15 protein-coding genes are annotated in these 20,037 nt (G+C 43.3%); all 15 read right to left on the bottom strand.

Annotated elements, in window-relative coordinates; all coding sequences use genetic code 11:
• Nucleotides 1–219 precede the first annotated feature (219 nt).
• Entirely contained in the window at nucleotides 220–861 is a 642-nt protein-coding gene (locus ABJD64_RS10065) for an SPOR domain-containing protein (RefSeq protein ID WP_348178303.1), read from the bottom strand.
• Between the two features lie 177 nt (nucleotides 862–1,038).
• The gene (locus tag ABJD64_RS10060) at nucleotides 1,039–2,583 is read right to left on the bottom strand and encodes an alkaline phosphatase family protein (RefSeq protein WP_348178301.1); all 1,545 of its coding nucleotides are present in this window, start codon (nucleotides 2,581–2,583) and stop codon (nucleotides 1,039–1,041) included.
• A 73-nt stretch (nucleotides 2,584–2,656) separates the two neighbouring features.
• Nucleotides 2,657–4,120 carry an FAD-binding oxidoreductase gene (locus ABJD64_RS10055; RefSeq protein ID WP_348178299.1) on the bottom strand — a complete coding sequence of 488 codons (1,464 nt, stop codon included), beginning with the start codon at nucleotides 4,118–4,120 and terminating at the stop codon, nucleotides 2,657–2,659.
• Between the two features lie 18 nt (nucleotides 4,121–4,138).
• Nucleotides 4,139–4,861: a hypothetical protein gene (locus ABJD64_RS10050; RefSeq protein WP_348178297.1), complete on the bottom strand. Its 723-nt coding sequence runs from the start codon at nucleotides 4,859–4,861 to the stop codon at nucleotides 4,139–4,141.
• A gap of 37 nt (nucleotides 4,862–4,898) precedes the next feature.
• The gene (locus ABJD64_RS10045) at nucleotides 4,899–5,885 is read right to left on the bottom strand and encodes a heme-binding protein (RefSeq protein WP_348178295.1); all 987 of its coding nucleotides are present in this window, start codon (nucleotides 5,883–5,885) and stop codon (nucleotides 4,899–4,901) included.
• 40 nt (nucleotides 5,886–5,925) lie between these two features.
• Entirely contained in the window at nucleotides 5,926–6,777 is an 852-nt protein-coding gene (locus ABJD64_RS10040; protein WP_348178293.1) for a 5'-nucleotidase, lipoprotein e(P4) family, read from the bottom strand.
• Between the two features lie 59 nt (nucleotides 6,778–6,836).
• Nucleotides 6,837–7,232, bottom strand: coding sequence for an antibiotic biosynthesis monooxygenase (locus ABJD64_RS10035; RefSeq protein ID WP_348178291.1), 396 nt, complete (start codon nucleotides 7,230–7,232; stop codon nucleotides 6,837–6,839).
• Entirely contained in the window at nucleotides 7,229–8,428 is a 1,200-nt protein-coding gene (locus tag ABJD64_RS10030; protein ID WP_348178289.1) for a ferritin-like protein, read from the bottom strand. Before ABJD64_RS10030 ends, ABJD64_RS10035 begins: the two co-directional genes overlap by 4 nt.
• Before the next feature lie 10 nt (nucleotides 8,429–8,438).
• Nucleotides 8,439–10,382 (bottom strand): GMC family oxidoreductase, encoded by a 1,944-nt coding sequence (locus tag ABJD64_RS10025; RefSeq protein WP_348178287.1) that lies wholly within the window; start codon nucleotides 10,380–10,382, stop codon nucleotides 8,439–8,441.
• The gene (locus ABJD64_RS10020; RefSeq protein ID WP_348178285.1) at nucleotides 10,379–10,819 is read right to left on the bottom strand and encodes a hypothetical protein; all 441 of its coding nucleotides are present in this window, start codon (nucleotides 10,817–10,819) and stop codon (nucleotides 10,379–10,381) included. The genes ABJD64_RS10025 and ABJD64_RS10020 overlap by 4 nt, the downstream gene beginning before the upstream one ends.
• Nucleotides 10,820–10,990: 171 nt before the next feature.
• Nucleotides 10,991–11,311 (bottom strand): helix-turn-helix transcriptional regulator, encoded by a 321-nt coding sequence (locus ABJD64_RS10015; protein WP_348178283.1) that lies wholly within the window; start codon nucleotides 11,309–11,311, stop codon nucleotides 10,991–10,993.
• Nucleotides 11,312–11,609: 298 nt separating this feature from the next.
• A complete protein-coding gene (locus ABJD64_RS10010; protein ID WP_348178281.1) occupies nucleotides 11,610–12,980 on the bottom strand; it encodes a metallophosphoesterase in 1,371 nt (456 codons plus the stop codon).
• 21 nt (nucleotides 12,981–13,001) lie between these two features.
• Entirely contained in the window at nucleotides 13,002–14,843 is a 1,842-nt protein-coding gene (locus tag ABJD64_RS10005; RefSeq protein ID WP_348178279.1) for a c-type cytochrome, read from the bottom strand.
• Nucleotides 14,844–14,945: 102 nt separating this feature from the next.
• On the bottom strand, nucleotides 14,946–18,344 hold the full coding sequence (locus ABJD64_RS10000) for a GMC family oxidoreductase N-terminal domain-containing protein (RefSeq protein WP_348178277.1): 3,399 nt from the start codon (nucleotides 18,342–18,344) through the stop codon (nucleotides 14,946–14,948).
• A gap of 242 nt (nucleotides 18,345–18,586) precedes the next feature.
• The gene (locus ABJD64_RS09995) at nucleotides 18,587–19,873 is read right to left on the bottom strand and encodes a HAMP domain-containing sensor histidine kinase (protein ID WP_348195091.1); all 1,287 of its coding nucleotides are present in this window, start codon (nucleotides 19,871–19,873) and stop codon (nucleotides 18,587–18,589) included.
• Nucleotides 19,874–20,037: the final 164 nt, after the last annotated feature.

Below are 20,037 nucleotides of genomic sequence, written 5' to 3'. Positions count from 1 at the left end.
GATGCGCCAGGAATTGTCACCAGTTTTACGTTTCACGTGTGCACCCACCTTGGCGGGATTGCTGCAATTCTTTGTTCTGCAAGTGCCCACATCCTCTTTCGTGATGCGCTCCCAATGCTTGAGCCAGGAGCTGCAGCACTCACTGGCCCGGGCTGAATTTCTGTGTATTACTTTTACTTCCATAGTAGGAGAAAGATAATTTGTGGCATCTAAACCAAATTAATATTTCAAAATCCAGGGGGCGTCTCCATCAGTTGTACTGAACGAAGTGGACGAGCTCGTAGCCTGGTCCCAAGTGTCATAATCACCTAGAGACACCCGATAAAAGCGCTGACCATCATAGGGCTCAATGAGTCTTACACTATTTCCTTCTTCAGCCATTTTATTTGCATAATCCATGGCTAAATCACCATCTATGCTACTCGATACAATAATGTAGAAGCGTCCGGTAGCAGAAGTAATTCTTTCAATTGTTCCGGGCACTGATCTAGCTGCAATTGCTGCTATTTTTTCATTGACAAATGCCAATTGATCCTGAGGATATTGCTCTTCCGGAAAAAGAGAAGATGCTTCCGAGTAAGCCGACTGAGCAGCTTCCCAACTCTCTGCTTCAAATTCCCGATCGCCGTTTTCAATATATCGATCATAATCAACCTTTTTCTTTGCCTCCTCTTCTTCACGTTTTTTCTTCCTTGCTGCTGCGGCTTGTCTCGCCCTTTGCTCTTGTCGTGCTTTTTCTATGGCCTCTTGTTCTGGTATGTACATGAACCAATACCATGCACCAACTAGTCCAATAATTACAACCACTATGGTTACAACTATGCCTGTGGTCTTGCTACCACTACTTGAATTTTCATCCATTTTCGTAATTAGTATTTATTAAGGTCTTCAAAATTGAGTTTTAAACCCATTATGCTAAAACCTCAATTTCGGCAAAAGTCTTTGGAAAACGTTGCATGCGGTAATTAATTTCATTCAAAATGAATTTAAGAACAGTGAAATTGAAGAGTTTCCTGGTATTAATTAGTGCGAAATGAGTTAGGTATTGGCTTTGAATAAACTATTATAGGACTCTTGTATATATTCTAACAGATCCGCTGATTGCGGAACACTAGAGCCTGTCAATTCTTCCATAATGGTGCCGATAAGTCTGTGAAGCTCGTTAGTTGAATGCGATGCTGCTTCAATATCCCATTGTAATGGTTCAACTTCTACATCATTTTTATTGGGGACATCCAATGTTAGCAATCCGGAAAAATCAGGTGCCGCTTTATCTCTCTCAGTAAGATGACCTTTCAGTTTAAAACAATTTTGTACTGTCTTTATAATGGACGTATGGTCGAACGGAATATAACTTGCTGATCTGGCGATTAATCCTGGTTTGATGTATGGATTAATAACCACACAAGGGACACGCACGCCAAATCGATTGAAAAGAAAACCGTCCTGACCAGGGGTGTCATTTACATCAGGATTTTTCGCCCCACCTGGTGGAGGCACATGATCATAACATCCTCCATGTTCATCGTATGTGATTATGAGCAATGTTTCTTCAAACACTTCAGACTCACGGACGGCGTTGTAAATATCTGCAATCAATCGCTCCCCTGGGCGAATATCACTTGGGGGATGTTGGTCATTTTGACCAGAGCCTCCATAATTTGGTTCGAGAAAGGAATAACTGGGCAAGTTACCCTGAGCACATCGTTTTTTAAATTCATCTAAAGTACCAAAGTTCCTTTCAAACCTTGGATCGTGCAATTTTGTCATGATCAGACGAGTCAGTGAAAAGTGATCATTACCGAATTTACCCGCTTTGTCCTTTATATTATTGGAAGAAATATTGTTACCAAATATCCCCCAACTTAGATCTATTCTTCCACCATCAATTTCGTCCTGAATCTGGTTAAAGATAGTCTTCGCATCACACTGAGCTTTTGGTCCGTTATTAACATATCCAGTGGATGTGACTGCATGTACAAAATCACGGTTAGGAAGTGTCTGGCTAGGTACTGAGCAATAATATTGATCGCAGACTGCAAAATTCCGTGCAAGTTTACTTAGTACAGGTGTCTGCTCCGGAGTATAGCATTTCATGATAGAGCGTGGGTTGGTCGGTTCATCTCCAAAACTATAGGTGCCGTAGGTCATTGCATTCTGATAATTCTGTACAAAACCTGTGTTGATGGCTGGAGGTGGATACTGCAATGGAACATTATATTCCTGAAATAGCTGATAATTGGTATCCTTAAATCCTTCGCCAGGATCCGGTTTTGGCAAAGTAAAGTCAACAGGATTGGGCACCTCTTTGCCGTGAAATGTTTTTGGTTGGCCATTCCTCTCTACCAATACTTTCTCTTTAAAGGCAATTCCGTCAGTATCTAAGTTGTCCAGTGGATTCCACATGCCATTGGTAAGCCCTTCAAATTCCTGGCCCTCAGGTGGCCGATCGTACGGTGCCTTATCTTCATACAACCAGCCAAGCAAATTATCAAACGAACGGTTTTCCAACATTAAAACCACAACATGCTTAATAGTCGATTGCAGTTTTTCAACATTTGGTTTTGGTTTCTGGTTTATCATGTTTTTGACTTCATTAGCCTTGTGTTTTATATCGAAATAGCCATCCCCGCGAGGACTTCCCAAGTCAGTCTTTCTATTTGAAAATCGTCCTGTTCAATGGACTCAAATCGGTCAGCTTCTGATTAGGGTTAAATGACGAGCCAATTCCTTGTTGAAAGTTGAAGAAATTTTTAGGATCAACTTGTTTTTTGATGGCGTTGAGTCGAGCATAATTCTCCCCGTAATACTTTTCTGGCCAATCATGGAGCAATGGGTCAATGTAATTGACATAGGCGCCAGTAGCTCCTCCGGCTTTTCCAAGAGCCTCAAAGAACTCATAGGCCCACTCAACATTTTTTAAAGCATCTCCCGGCTGGTCGGCATCCCAGATGGACTTCACTTCCGGAATAAATCGGGCATGTCGATGTACAAATGCAGTATCTGCAGGGTTTCTGGATGCTATCTCGCCTCCAGATAAGGTCCAAACACAAAAACTGAGTGGAGAAGGCGCTTTACTCATATATTCGATAAACACCTTTGCGACATCATTGTTCATACCATGTTTAGGGAGAATTAATGAACGAATGTACGCGCTGTTTCCTGACACTTTTGTGGTGTTACCGTTGAAAAATTCCCAATCAGGAAGTGTCATATTTTTGAGATCTGTATTGATTGGCTTCAATTTCAACAGGCCTTGAAGCAGGTCCAAACCTTCGGCATACTCGCCGTTGAATACGGGAGTTAGGCCCAGGACCTTGACATCTTTTGTAGTTTCAACAAAATCGGGCTGATTACCCACAAAGCCATATACTGCCATTTCATTAGGAATAGTTTCCACCCATTCGTTGTAATAACCAAGGACTTCTTCGGCCTGTTCCAAATGATAGCGCATCTGTCCAACCAGCATTTTTTCTGATTTCGGTTGATGTACTTTCATTTCCATTTCAACTACAATACCGAAATTGCCTCCCCCTCCTCCCAGGCAGGCCCAGAAGACATCCTGATCCTCTTTTGACTTGCTATCGATTCCAATATGCCTCAGTGTTCCATCCGGAGTAATAATCTTCATTGAGAGAATATTGTCAATACTCATTCCATAGGATCTGGAGACAAAACTATAACCGCCTCCTAAAACAAAACCCGGTGGAGCAACCGTCGGACAGCCTCCACCAATTGGAACCAGCCCAGTACCAGTATCAGCCATGAACTTATAAACATCGAACCAGATGACACCCATTTGAACATGTGCTGTTTGCTTATCCTTGTTGAAGGTGATTGAATTCAGGTGCTTCATATCCATCACCAGACCATCATCATTAAGACAGTAGCCGGTTGCGCTGTGACCTCCTCCTTTAATGGTAAATGGAAGGTTATGCGTAATAGCGAATTTCAGTCCGAGGGCGACATCTTCTACAACTGTAGGACGAACGATAACCAGTGGTTTCAGCTGTATGCGTCCATTGTCAATTTGTGTGGCAGCTTCATACTCAGCATCGCCGGCTTGTAAGACGTACCCACTCAACTTTTGAGCTAATTCATTAATTGCTTTAGAAATCATGTTTTAATGGTTTTATAATTAATTGTGAGTCAGTGGATTAGCCATTGGTGTTTCATGAACATAAGAATCGAATACTTGCGTATTACTGATCATTCCCTGACTGGCCATCAAGAAATCGTCGTGTTCCTGACTCTTTAAGTATTCGCTATAGGAATCTTTACTCTGCCATAAAATGTTCATGGCCACATCATAATTTGTGATAGAAACATCTCTATGCAAATTGGCTACTCCCCCTATCGCAAACGTGCATACTCCTTTATGATTTGATAAGTATTTCAGGCATAATTCCGTGAATTGGTCTATCGATTCTGCTGAATTATCCGTCAGAGAAAAGTATATGCTGTGTACCATGCGTGGTGACTCGTTACTGGCTGGGATATGGCGTCCGTCGCTAGCAATTAAATCGCTGAGATAGGAATCAAGTACTCGCCTTCCTGTACCCGCGGCCCATCTATTCACTTCTGTTACAAATTGCTTGTGACTAGTATCATTTGAATTATACAGATCAAATGCTGCTTGGTTTTCAAACACTTGATTCATCGAAATATTAAAATCCCGATCATTTTCAAGTCGGAACACGTCTTCGGCCAATTCTGCAACCCAAAAGGACAACATTCCCTTTGATTTTGACAAATAGGCAGCACATGACTCTATAAAGCTTTCCCTGTTAGCAGGTGTGCTTCCCATGGCCAATGTAAAGTATGTGCTATGCATCATCTTTGGCAGATCTTTATTACTCATCGTGTCTTATATTCTTAAATTCAGGACATCTAATAAACTATCGCTTGGTAAGTGTCCCGACTGTTATATGAGGCCATTTAATATCTACCATGGTTTTTCCATCTGCTCCTGGAACAGGAAAGTCAAGAATGACAGTTTGGGTATATTGTAATTGAAGGAATTGACTACCATCCGGATTCTCAAGTGTATTGATCCAGAAGATTGCGGACATACTATTGGCATCTGCATTCTTAACAACAAATGGGATATTTACGATTCCCCCTTCAGTGCCTGGATCTTTGGTGACGGGCGTTCCATTGATACCACCTATCGGAGAAGCATTGACTTGCATAACTATGGTATTGACGATTTTTCTACCTAAGGCTTCTTGCTCTTTGTTTGATGCTATCAAAAGCTGATTGGGGTCAAGGATTGCACTTTTTGGTATGCCTGGAGGAGGCGTAGCATCGGTATAAGGTTTCAAATAGGCCTCACTCGTATCATTGATACGTGCGCCTGTATTTGGATCTAATGTAAAAGGAGTAGCATCCGCTACTCCAAACTGAGGAGCACCGGGAAAGGTAAAAAACGGCCCCTGAGCCAAAAGAGAATCTCCATGAGGAACTGTGCCCATTCTAGCCACTGTTGCTTCCTTCTGAACGTCATTTGCTGGCAGGTTTATCCAAAGTCCGGGTTCAATATGCAAACCTTCTCCTGTCTGGGCATCTTCCACTGTTTGCAAGTATCTTAGGCCCAAATAAGTAATGTCGGGCTGAGTATTTCCTCTGTTAGGAATAGGGCCAACATCATCGGTAAATTCAAGAGTCTCATTGATGGCATTGAGCTTGACCCGGAATTTGGTACCACCGGCAAAATCTGGCAGTGCAATCAAATTGAAACCTTTTCCTACCCACTTTCCTGGCAGCTCAGTCAGTGGACCAAGTGTAGATGGGGCCTTAGCTCCCAATGCTGTTTTTATAACTTTTTTTGCTTCTGCTGTACTCAATTTTGGCGTACTCGCGCGCAGGTTCTCATTATTGCTCATTTTTTGTTTGTTTGGCGGTTAAACTGATTTTTTTACTTTCTTAGTTTCCCGAAGGCATGCCCTTCACGCTCCTGAGGTTTAGCAAGCGCATGCTGTCTTTAAACTGAATATTTTCCGAAAATTTGTAATCGTATAATCTGAAATCCCAATCTCCGTAATTGGCGTTTGGAAACACTATGAATTTTTTTCCCCAACTTCTTTTTACACTATCAACTTTCCTTTTGATATCGGCATTCGGATATTTTTTGTCATAGAATGAATGAAAATCATTCAGATTATCACCTAGCAGCATCAGGATATTTTGCTCCGTGTACTTGTCCTCAACAACCTTTCTTCTTGCGACCTTACTACTCGTCTCAGCTTTAAAAAGCATATTTTCTTTTTTTGTTTGTGGAAAGCCGAATGCTTCCAGGTTTGCTTTAGTAGCATTGACATGTGAGGTATCTCGATTTGAAATGTAGAATACGTTTACCTCCATGCTGTCCGCATATTGAAAAAAAGAAACACTTCCCGGAATAGGATTTGCCTGGCGCAATTCGACCCATTCAGTCCAGCTTGATTCGCTATAGGTCATGTTGTTTTCGTATAGCCAACCATAGAAATCACTGTTGTCAAGAGCTGTTTCATCCAAATCGGTGATAATGACTTTGTCCCAATTGGCCTTTTCGCCTTTTAGGGCCATATCCAAACGAAGCCTGGCCATATTGTATGCCTGATGACATAGTGCCTGATATTCAGCCGCAGTTTGCTGATATAGAATTGACAAGACGGCTTGTTCGTCATTGGATCTCTGTTTAACAGATGGGTTTGCTGAATTATTTTGGCCAGAATCACATCCAAAGAGCGCAACAGTGGCAAGTAAGAAGGCGATAGATTTAGTATTGATTAGCATTATAAATCGATGGTTTTATTGATTAAATAGTTAGATCCAGTTAGTAATCTCAGAATCTGCTAGACATCATGAGGCTTTTCTTCCCGTATGAAGCCAGACAAAAGGTGCAAGGCTTCTACATGCATATAGGGTTTGCCGTCATTCTTATTACAAAGAAATAAATGGCTGTATTGTTTTAGGAAATCTGTAAAAGGCCCACTTGGATTATCCTTTCCGTTTGGCCCATACAGGTGTACATCGAAAGCATCCTGATCTTGATATACTTCATAAAAAACAATCTCGCCATCATAGGGCACAGGATTATTATAGCCCTCTATATTCACTTCATGAGGAAGGTAGACCAACGTGCCAGACTCCGCTGCTTTCACTTTTTCAGCAAGCGCATTGATGGCTGTTACTGCCTCGGTTTGCTTGCCAGGTAAAATGGTCCACTTTGCTATTACGGCGACCTTCATGATTGCTCTGGGCAGTTAGTAAATTCGAAACTCGGCCCTGCCATATATTCATTATCTCCTGCGGGGATATTCATCAGTTCGGTCGCCTTATATTTCAGATCATACATGAGGGGAATTCCAGTCTTAAGAACCTCTGGGTTGCCATTGCATGCTTCATTGATATTGTTCAGCAAAGCCATATAGGTTTCGTTAAATTCCAACGTTTTCTTATAGAGGTCTGAACCAACTTCGTAGTTGTCTAGCTTTGGGTTGGGTTTGAATTTATGAACAGCTTCCCAATCCACATGAAACTTTTCTCCAGTTGGAAGGCCCTTATTTGGGCTGTCTCTATGCGCAGAATCAGTAGGAGCGTAAAATCTCTCGTAGCGGATTTCCTTAAATCTGAAATAATGAGCATACTCATCCACTCCAGGCCCGAACCATTGATAATCATTGTCCTCATCGTAGGGCTCTGAAAATATGGTACCCAGAGTTCCCTCTCCCTGACCAACAATTTCGTTGATTAGCTCTTTAGCATCTTTCAGATTACGGACATTTATTATTTTGCCACCAGCTCCATAGTAATGCTCTCCTGTAACCTGAGCTACAGTTCCCGTAAATATGGTTTTCCCTTTTGATTTGGCTTGTTTTTCCAACACTTCCAGGTCCTCTATAAGGGCAGCATAAAACTCTCCAATACCACCAAATGAACCCTGTGAGTTATCGTCATTTTCATAAAATTGTTTACCTCCTTCGGGGTGCTCAATTTTTTCAAACTCCCGGATCGTAGCTGGTGAAAAATCGTTAAGCCCAACGATAAAGCCCGGCATCACATCTCCAGGCAATTCTGTGGGATAGTCTGGCGTGAACTTGCCCTTAATTTTTTCTCCAATGATAGGCTTTCCGCCAACGGCGTTTAGCAGATTGGCAACCATCACCATGTGCAGCATCTCTTCAATCACAACGCTTCTTATAATTTCGGCGGCGACTTGATTTGTACCATCTTTTATAGAATACAACGCACAGAGATATGGGGGAATCGTCGAATGTTCGAGTTCAATTGCCTGTTGTATGCGTTCCCGTAAATGCTCAATAGTTATGGGTTCCCTTTTCTCAGCAAGCTCAATGTTTCCATTATCCGATCGTTTCAAACTTGCATCATCGGGAACAAGCTGATGGCGTTTTGGATTGCTTTTTTGACTATAAGTTAGACTCATTGTTTTGTTTTTATTTTTTTAATCTTTTAAGAATCGCTTCTGCAGTTTTGAATGCCAAAGCGCTCATAGTAAGCGTGGGATTGGAAGTTCCAAGTGTTGGCATGTTGCCGCAGCCAACCAGATAGAGGTTATCATGATCCCAAGTTTTAGAGTCAGAATCTACCACAGAATTTTCCTTGGAATTTCCCATTCGATGTGTTCCAACGATATGACCCGCACCCCAAAAATTATAACCCTTGCCATTGTATTCGACATAATCAGGATCAAGGTCAGCACTATAGGCTGTATGATCTTCTACTCCAGCATCTGCAAATATTTGATCCGAAACTTTCTTGCTGGCCTCAAAAGCTTTTTTCATATAATCAGAAGCATCATAGTGAATCACGGGTCTATAGTTACCAATCGGATCTAGATATTCAGGATCAATAGTCACCCTATTGCTTGGTTCGGGTGCTTGCTCACACTCGAAGTGTAACAACAATTGTCTGGTCACTATGCCATTGATGTGGTCCCTCAATTCTTTACCAAACATGCCACCACTTACTGCACTTGCCACATCAGATCCGGGAGAAAAGACTGGCCATCCCCAACCCCAATTATCTAATGGTATGATACACGCTGCATGTTCTTTTCTGAATTCACCATCGCGAAGAGTGGGAATATTAGTAGTAGATCCGGGGCCCCTGAACGGATAAGCCTTCTCCGGAAGCAAGCCCCAGGTCAGTAAGCATAGATGATCCATTAGATTCCGACCTACTTGATCGCTAGAATTCGCTGCATCGGAAGCCAAAAGAATTTTTGCGTTTTCTATAGCACTTGCAGCCAGCACATAAATCCTACCTTTCGTCACATGAGTTTCAAATGTGGGAAGGTCATCATTATCATATCTTTTGTATTCTATTCCAGATACTTCTTTTGTTTTTTCATCAATCAGAACTTTGGAAGCAACTGACTGCGTTCTTATCTCCAATTTCTCCTGATCCGCCCTGCGCAACGTTTTGAGCGCATTGTACTTGGCCTGAACCGGACAAATGGGAACGCAGCTGGCATTGCCTTCACAACGATGACCTTCATTTTGGTTCCAAATAGCACCTACTGGTACATAATTTTCCTTTTCGGCGGCGTCTATCTTCTCAACTTTTTTGGTCTCCGAATTCCAATATTTATTGGTTTGAAGTTTGAGTTTTTCCTCCGCCGGTTCCCATGTGATGTCTCGAAACGGGTAGTCAGGATTCGGAATAGAATTTCTTCCCTGCGGCGTACTCACAAACATGAGCTCATATTCTTTGCCATTCATGTTCACTTTATTCACAGGTCTATTAAAATGCCCCATGACATTGGCATCCAAATAGCTTTGAGGAATCTTTTTCATTGGAAAGTTGTAACCAACTCCATAATTATTTTTGCTTACATCAGGTCCTTTCTGTTCTGCTACAGATCCGGAAACACCTATTTCCAGTTCAGCCATTTCATAATATGGCATGAGATCTTTGTAGGTAATTGGCCAATCTACCCCTTGTCCATAGCGAGTTTTCATTTGAAAATCATTCGGAAGCATTCTAGGAGTTGAGCCAAGCCAATGCATGGTTGTACCACCAGGGCCACGTAGACAGTCACTGCCAAAGGGTAATGGCCCGGCCTGTACCAAATATCCCTTGGTGCTAGGCTTGTTGCAACCTTCGATCGCCTGTATATCCAGAACATCAATGGACGGTGCATCTTTAAGGTTAGGGTATGGTGAATTAGGCGCTTTTGCAGGAGCCTTATAGAATCTATCAAGATAGCTCATGTAATTACCGAAGGCATCTGTTTTGTCCATGCTAATACCAGCCTCCAATCCAGCTTCGAGCAAGAGAACACTCTTTCCGGCTTGTGTCAGTGTTTTGGCCATGATAGCTCCTCCAATTCCTGATCCTAGTATGACCACATCGTATTCCTTTTCTCTATCTTTCATGACGAATGTTTTTTGCAGTTGATGTGAATAGGTCGCTCACTCCATGAGCCATATCCGGGTTGCTTCGCACCAGGTGGATGGGTTTCTGCTGCATCCCAAACCAACCCCTGAATGTATGATTCTGCATTAATCACTTGGCCTCCCCAATTTCCCATATACCACATGGTTATGATATTCTTCGCCAAACCCCGATAAGCGGAATCGGGTATAAGATTGAGTTTGATTTCCTTGTTGATTTCGTCTTCGTTTCCGCAACTCAGAATTCGTCTTGCTTCTACGTAGAAAAAGTCGAGAATCTCGGGATTGCTATTTGCAGCAACCGTATTATAGTAAGTATCCAACATCCCAGTACCCAACAGCTCATTTTTATTAAAACCAGTGAGGTAAACTGAAATCTCAAGAAAAATCTGGAGATCATCTACTTTACTTTTTTTCATGACAATTTTGATAAGATAATTTGTATAAACATTACTCTAAATGCCTTCTCTCGTCAACAAATAAGTATTCAATTGATCCGAGAATACACACTCTTCATGCTGTAATCACATGAGATCAAATATTATGATTATAACATACTAATGAAATACCTAATCTTGGGCATTTTGATTTTATATCAGATCAAATGCCAAGGCATATTGGAATAATTGTGGGATCGTATTGATTCGCAATTTTCTATATATATTTTTTCTGTGCTGCTCTACGGTTTTTCTACTGATAAATAGATGAGTAGCAATTTGAGGATTGTTGTAATCGTTGACAACAAGAGACAATACTTCAACTTCTCGCTTGGTGAGATTTAAGAACCTATTTAGGTTTTCTTTCCTAAATGATTCTTGCCTTCTGAATCGATTAATTTTGTGTTGATTAAACGTGTCTGTGAAAGCCAAAGTTGAGGTTGTTTTTTCCGGAGATAGGTTAGGTAGGTTCATAATATAGGTTTTGGATAATATATAGGTTCGGCAAGGACCTGACGTCCTGACTAGGGTTGAGCCTTTCAGCTCGCATCAAGAAAATAGTGGATTTTTTTACGGCATCAGCATAAGATATATCTTAGAATTACTCGGTAAATATATTCTGTCACATGCTGGTATATAAGATTAGCTAAAATTTGACTATAAAACTCATTTTTTAACACTTATTTTAATTGAAAGTAAGAATTATGTCAAGTAACAGGCGCCTGTTTGTTATGCTTCCTTGCCTGTTACACATCTATGAGTTTATTGCCGTTCAAAGCTCCTCTTGATGCACCAATTTTAATTCTTCGTCAGGCAGTATTGAATAGTAAAAGGCCTTCCCCTCTTTGTTCACCTTCAAATCCAGCATAACAAATCCGTTGGCATAAATATCGCCATTGTTGTCTACGACAGATTCGGGAATGATATCCGGAATGGGACTGATTGGACTGCCTTTATACTTTGCTGTAGCCCAATATGGGTTGCCTTCATCATAAATGATAGGAACAGCGCCATTGCCAATACATCTACCCTTCTCCAATCCAAGAAAGGGCTTGTAAATCTCGAGCAGATGTTCATGACCCCAAAACCAACCTGAAACCTTGTCCAGATACTTGTCAAAGTGCTTGAGCAGATGCTTGTTATGGCTGATTTTGCCGATGTTTAAGAACCTGGAAAAAAGCTGATGGTGTGAAAATAATAGAATGCGCTTATCCGAAGCTAAACCTTTATCCAGGTGATGATGATGCCATGTCACTTCTTTAATTTGCAAATGCGTGATATCCTTCCCTACTTCAAATACATTGCGATCGTTGTGCCCCGTATCCATGCCTTGCAATTGCCAGGAACTGTTGCCCAGAACAAAGTAGCTGGCTTCCTGCTGCGGGTAGTCTGAAGCCTGAGAGTTGGTTTTAGATAAGAAATCGTAGAATGGCTGCCCTCCGCTGTAGTAATCATGATTACCTGGAAGATTGTAGACGGGAGTGTTCACACCATGTTTTTTGCGACATTTTACGATCACATCCAGGTAATTATCCTGATACTCTTCTTCAGTTCCAGAATAATAAATGTCCCCTAAATGCAAGATAATGTCTGGTTGCTGAGCAAAGAGCTGATCCAAAACCAATTCGGCCTGCTCTTCCCCCGTACCCCAATCGGCGATCAAACCAACTTTCAAATCCTTATCTGGGATGTCATAGGCAAAATCATCCAGTTGCTTGTATTTCGCATACGATGGCTTATCATGATGGATCACGTAGGCATCAATCCATACCAATACTGCCTCTACCCACTTGGGATCGCATTGGGAGAATTTCAGTTCCTCTTTCTTTTCGTCTGCCTTGGCATCCAGCCCTGCCAGTTTGAGTAGTTTGTACTCCAGCAGGATCTCCATGCAATCGTCCAACACCCCTTTTTTATCTTTTTTGAAAAAAAGGAGCAGTTTGGTAAGTAGTTGGCTGATTCGGTGAATGAGGCCGCCTTCTGCTGCTGTTCGCTTTTCAATGACCCGAGACATGGCTGTCACCATTTCATGCTTGGCATTCATGCCCTTCACTCCTTTGGCTTCCTTTTTTACGTAGTCGTTGATGCCTGACAGCAACATTGAATAGCGCGGGTCATGAAAGTTGTGATGCTTGGATTTCATAAATCGTTAGGTTGGTTTGTGTTAAAGTTTTTTTATGTACTCGATTAAAGCGGTTTTGTCATCTTCAGGCAAATCAGTGCCATACAGATGTCCTTGGTTTCCATTTCCTGTATCAATGGTATTCATTTTGAAGCCAATGCGTTCGGCGTTGGCGCCTGCGGTCACAAAGCCCATTCTTGCTGTATCGTACTCGTTGTAGCCTTTATAGAATACTTGGGCACGATCTTCAGGCTTGCTGAGCAAGTCCTCCAAGTTGGGTACCGAACCATTGTGCAGATACGGCGCTCTGGCCCAAACACCATCCAAAGGTGTATTGGCGTAGCCATAGGTCTTGCGATAAGCCTGAAAAACAAATGGTGCCTTGTTGAATTGATGGAAACGGTCGACCAGCTGATTGGTAAAGGAATATAACCTGGAAGGGTCTGTGCCTACGTCTTCCAATAAAGTAACATGTCCGGTAGCAGGTTGACCAAAACTGTGACAGCTCGCACAATTCTGTTCGTAGATGCGCTTGCCGCTTGCAGCCAAATTCTCATTGATGGCATAAGGATATTTGGCAGGTGGTAAATCGAGCAGGAAACTCACTACTCGGTTGAAGTTGGCAGGGATCACAGACTCCGGTGTGGCACCCACGGCCATGGCAGCGGCATAGTTGCGCTCTGCCAGGCTGTTGTTGTTGCCATCCCAATGCAGATAGAGGCCTTCTCTTGGACGCTGATTCCAGATCTGAGGCAAATCTACCGTACCGATGGTATTATCCACCGGAAAATTGAAAATGTCAAACTTGGTTGGGTTGAAGGTATCGGTTCTCCCCTTGCCCTGAAGTGGCTTTTTCTTCTGCCAGGCATAGGCTACGGCTTGTCCTTGCAGCGACGTTTTGGCAAAAGGGATGATCACATTTTTGTAAATCATCCGTTCAGCAAATTTCATGTCCGTAATCTTGTCGATGTATTGCATCAAAGTATCGGGATTGAACCGGGGATCGCTGGCACAGTCATAGAGAAACCACTGGAATTGTTCTAAGTCCAACTCGTGTGCCGGGCCACCCAGGATCACATTGGACGGACCACCTGGCGCAGTAGTATAAGATCCGGTATGACAGAGTGCACAATTGGGCTCCACCGACCTGTATCCGATATGTCGTTGCGCAAAGCCAATGGGCATATCTTTCCCATCTTCATAAATCACCCCCAGCGATCGATAGCCTTCCAGTCCATTCTTGGGTAGTTTTTCCTTGAAAATCTCCGGCAATACCTTGAAGATGTACAGCGGAATTCTAGCTTTCATCCCCAATCCAATGGCGCCATACTTGAATTGATCCTCATCCTTTTCGTAGCTGATCTCAGGATGGACCTTCAAGATGTTTAGCCAAAGCTGATAGACCACAACAATCAAAAGCAATAACACAGGGAATACGGTATATCGCAGGATAGGCCGCACATAAATGGCTTGCGCCCACCGCAGCGGTGCTTTCAAAGCCCATATGACATCCGCAGTCTTCAGGCGGTTCTCCTCCGGCAGACCAAACTGCAGCAGGAAAAACAAAATCAGCAGCAAGACCCCATCCCAGGCCAAAAGCCCGTAAAAGGAACCCGGATATTCTGAAGCACTGATTTGATACAACCAAAAAAGTACGATCAATCCTTTGACTACCATCATCAGCCAGTTCAAACGCGGGCGCAACCCTGGGTCAGAAACGGCGAATGCAATGACGCGACTTAATGCGATAATCAATATACCTACAGCTTGCACCCAAATGTTGTATTCGAGATACGGCAGTCCAAGCTTACTGATGAGAGTATCGGGCGCCGCAAATGCCAACACGCCAAAAATTAAATTTGCCAGGATACCGAGCCAGCTCATGCCCCGGTACCATTTCAAGATTTCGTTCATAATAGTTTAGTTTTTCTCGATTAAATCAATTGGTTTTCCACTCTCGTCGGGTGGTTAAAATGGAAATAGCGCTTAGTTGGTCTCTTCCAGGTGTTCCAGAATCACAGGGAAAACATCCTCGACGGCATTGTCGCCAAAAATGCAGTCAATGTGACCATAGCCCGGAATGACTTTGCGACTGTACAATTCTGATCCGTTGGCCTCGCAGAGCCAATCATAGGTCTCTTTCGTACTTTCGGGCAGAAAGCAGTCATTCTTTTCACCCGAAATGAATCGGATTGGGATTGCCATTCGCTCCGGATGCGGCATGTAAATGTCCTCACCTTCCATAGTGACTACATGTTTCTTACGTACCAATTCTGCCAGGTGCTCCAAGGCCGTAATGTTGGCAATACCGAAGAGTTCGTGCAAGTTGTCGTGCAGCTCCTGGTTGAGTTTGTCATGCTCGTACAACAAGGAGTACAAAAAGCTGATGCGGTGACACACCGGACTGTTGCACCATTCTTCATAGGGCAACGGATAGACTTTTAAGATCTTGTCGTACAGCTTGTTGATCCAATTGGATTCGCTGTCGACATAGGCCGTCAGGCTGTCCACGCCAGCTTTGTCCAGGAATCCCGGGATATGCAGGCCAGATTTGATTTTTGTCAAGGTAGGTGCTACGATGTGAGTAGACACCTGCGAGCAAACTGCCGAGCGCACACCTTGTAAGCCAGCTAGCATGGACATGCTCCAGGTGGTACTCCCAAAGCAATGGACCACAAACTGTACATCTTTTGCGCCGGTGATGCTTTGGACGGTTTCTACAGCTGCCGGATAGTCGTATTTCGCGATTTCATCCCCTGAAGACTGATTTTTGGAGGCTGGCAGTTCGATGCTGGCCCGATAGTCCAACAACCAAACGTCGTACTCATGCGCATACAGGTATTCTAATAAATTGGTATCTATTAAATCCGTAGAGAAGATGCTGCTGGCTACACCGAGTCCATGCGAACAGATCACAGGCCCCTTCTTTCCGCCCTGATATCTAGTTAATCTGAGGTTGACACGGTCAGCCGTAGTAAACGGGTACACTTCAGGTGCCCCTACGCGTAATGGACGCTTCTTTCTGGCCGGTGCGTTAGGATCGAAGTATTCGCTTTTCTTCAATATACCCCCGTAGACTTCCCACAGACTTCCGGCGAAGAACTTCCCGAACTTATAAGTCGCTTCTAATTTCTCTTTGACGGATGAAGCGTTGACCGGCTTCATCGTCGTCATTTGCTTCAAGAAGTCCATCGGTTCGATATGTAAAATACCTTTGCCAATTTCCTTTCCCTGGTTGTTCTCCCCTTCGAAAAGGGTGATATACAAGGTTGATGTTTCGGGCCACAGTTTGGGTCCGTCCGTCTCGTCTATTTGCTTGTATCCTTCCATGAAGAACCTATCGCCGGTTTCGGATCGCATCGGCAACGCATAATTCATTCGCTTGGTATTGAAGGCTGCGTCGTAGTCTACAAACAGATTGAAGGTGCCACCTGCAACCATCAGTGGCTCAGGTGAGAGCCCAGGCGCAATCACCGAGCCCACGATCTCTGCCTGGTGCTTAGGGTCTTCCACCATCTGGTCTACATTGTCCGTTTGGATGGTCAGTGTAAACTCGAAAGGATTGGATTCGGTCTTTCCCGAGTCATAACCTTTTTGATAATCTGACAGCTGATCCTTGGACCAGAATCCTTTCATGGTTTCGGTAAAACGAATGCCGACCGTACCTTTCTCTGGTGTTGGTCGTGGCTTCGAGGGTAAACTGTAGTCAATGGACCAGTTATTTTCTTTGGCCAAAATGGCCATGTTACGCTCTGAGATGGCACTGATAGTAAACAGCGGATTCACACCCAGTGAAGCCGGAATGATCGACCCATCCGTGATATACAATCCATCGTGTATCTCTCCTTCCGGATCAAAAACCTGTCCTTTGTGATTGATGACTCCGGACTCAACATTGTCGCCCATGATACAACCGCCCAATGGATGGACAGAAATCAGATCTTTGTCGAAAGCTTTCGTCCAGATTGGGTTTTCCATATAGGTTCCACCCAGGGCTTCGGTGCATTTTTCCAGCGTATCGTTTGCCTTTTCGAAGATAGGTTCTCGACCTACGCCCGGCCAGTTGAGTTCTACACGATTCTTTTCGTTGAGTTCGATCTGACCATCGTCATTGTCGTGAGACATGATCAGATAAGTTTGGGTGTTTTTGACCGCACCGTGATAAGCGCCACGAACTAGACTGAGTGTCGCCCTTCCCAATTCCTTGACTTTATCTACCAAACCTTCATCGGTGTCTTTTCCGATCAGGCTGGTGATGCCTGCAAAGGCTGCCGGCAGTGCTGCAGATAGTGCGCCAGGTATAGAACCTTCTTCGATGATCAAACCATTGCGGTAATTTTCCGAGCTCTCGCGGGTGTCAATAACAGAGGTAATGCAGGGTCCTACATCATCCATGTTTTCGGGATTTTTGTTGCCAAACCCAATGCCGTTGATGGGTCCATCTGTATTGTATCCGAAGCCAAGTACATCGCCATTGCCCGAAAAGCGATAGCCCAATTTATCAGACATTTTGAGTCCGTTAGCCCTGGAGCGCAACATGATCTCTGTGCTTCCCAAAGTACCCGCAGACACGATGACATGTTTGGCTTGCACAAATAACAAAGGGGCATCGAATTTCTTTCTTCCCATACCGACGGGTTCAAAATAGACTTGCCAACCGTCTTCTGATTTTTTGATGTATGAAACGCTACACTCGGTAAAAATCTCTGCGCCGTGATTATGGGCATCAGGCAGATAGTTCATCTGTGTGGTGTTTTTGGCAGTATTGTTACAGCCAGACACGCAGTCACCGCAGTTGTTGCAGGCCTTCTGCTCTACACCTACATGATTGACCTGATCTTTGAAGTTGACATTGATGGGCGTTCGATAGAATGTCTTACCAAGGTACTCACCGGATTTTTGATGCGCTGCCAGCTTATCCAAATGCGGGAAGTTCTCCGGATAAGGACTGGGTTTGAGCATTTCTTCTGCGAGCTGATATCCACGCTCCATACCGGCTTTGTCATCGATCAGGGCTTGTGGCCATTTGCCGTTTTCAAAGACCCTGGGATCTACCTTGAGTGAAACATTGGCGTTAATCAAGGAGGTACCTCCCAGCCCACAGCCTGAAAGTACATTGATGCCTTTACCAACATGAAAATTGAATAGCCCCGTATCTGAACCGATTTTAGTTTTAGGGGTATCTAACTGCATTTCGGAATTGGCCTCCAGAAGGGTATTGGGAAATTCACCCGGTAAAAACTCCTTTCCTCTCTCCAGCAGACATACCGATCGGCCTGCTCTTGCCATTCTGGATGCGGCTATGCCACCGCCGTATCCTGATCCGATAACTACTACGTCGTAATTGTCCTTGATGTCTTCAAGGGAACTTGAGATGCTCTTCATATAGGTTGGTATGATTTAAGTTTAAGTTTGACTTGTTGGTTTAGGGTATGCCAAAAAGTACATTAATGTTTTTTGATTTAGTTAGGTTCTAACTCATGCGCTGACGGTCAATGAGATTCTCATGAAATTAGAATTAAAAATAAAATCTAAATGTATCAGCGATCAATCCCAAGGAGATACAAAAAGAAATTTTCATTGTACCATTAATTGTTCAATAAGTCCAATTCTCTCATGTGCATGTCTCAGCCTACTTCCTCTGCAACTTTTTCCTGAGGCAAGTAGATTTCGAAAATCGCTCCTTTAGGTTCTCCATCCTTAATCTTTAGGATACCATGATTCTTGATGAGCAAATCCTGGCAAAAACTAAGACCGACACCTGAACCGCGTTCTCCGTCTGTTCCGGTACCAGATTCCATGAGCTTGCTTTGCAGGATGCTACGCTTCGTGACGTCGTCTATTCCTGATCCGGAATCAGCAACCGCTATACACACGGAATCTCCGTTGGCCTTCACATTCACCTTGATGTTACCACCTGATGGTGTAAACTTGATGGCGTTGTGAATGATGTTTCGTACGATGACGTTGAGATGATTTTTATCTGCGTAAACGTTAGAGTTGATATCACCTGATCGGGTGATTTCGATTCCCTTAGATTTAGTCATATCAGCAAACAGGTCTATAATACTGTGGATCTCAGCATCCAGTCCGACATTGCCAGGGTTTACTTTTAAGCTACCCAATTGTGATTGCGCCCAGCTGAGTAGGTTGGTCATAGTCTCCTGAAGGATACCAATCCGTGCCCGGATCGTGCTCAAGTACTCCATATATTTCTCCTTTTCTAGTGAATTGAGGATGGATGGGTCTAACAGGCCTTGAACCAGGGCCAACGGTGACCGCAAATCGTGAGCAACGATGGAGAACAGTCGGTCCTTGGATTTGTTTGAGTCTAATAAGGCTTGTTCTTTGTTGATGAGTTGATTATTCAAGCGCTCGGATTTTTCAAGCGCTGCTATGAGCTGGTTTTTAAAAAAAACGATGAAATAGTACACTCCAATATAAGTGACTATAATCATGGCCAACAATTGATAAAATTCCGGTGCCATTGATTTACCGGTGAATACAAATCTTAAATAATTCAGGCTCACCAGAGCAACAAAGTTGAGAAGAAAGGAAAGATGTCTTCCTACACCGTTCAGTAAGATTATTATTGCAATTGCACCGGGAAAAAGAAAATTTTCAACCTCATTGGCGCGCCCTTCCCATATCGCGTGATAGCTTCCTGTGACCACCAGAACATGATAACCCATGAGAAAAACATACATTGCCTGCTCGTAGCGCTTTCTGTTGTTTAGAATCAGCACAGGAATGGGCACCAGGATCAATGTCACCAAATCTATGACTATACCTATGTAGTTTCCAAAGATAATATTTAGTACAGAAAGGGTTATAAGTAAGCCAGTACACAGAATTGCGAGCCTATTGATGATCTGCAACTTAGCGGTATCATAGGTACTCAACGACTCACTCATGCCAAGTGAATAGAGTTTATCTAATGTCTCAATTATTCTCAATTTTGCCAACAGAACCTTTTTTCTCAAATGTAATATACCATCAACTCATGATGGGTAATTAACCTAGGTTGGTCTCAAATGTACGCCTACTTTCGCATAAATGCGATATAGAAGCAACATGA

Origin of the sequence: Reichenbachiella sp., from assembly GCF_039944555.1 — a bacterium.
In the GTDB taxonomy this organism is placed as follows: domain Bacteria; phylum Bacteroidota; class Bacteroidia; order Cytophagales; family Cyclobacteriaceae; genus Reichenbachiella.
This window is presented reverse-complemented; position numbering and strand designations above follow the sequence as displayed.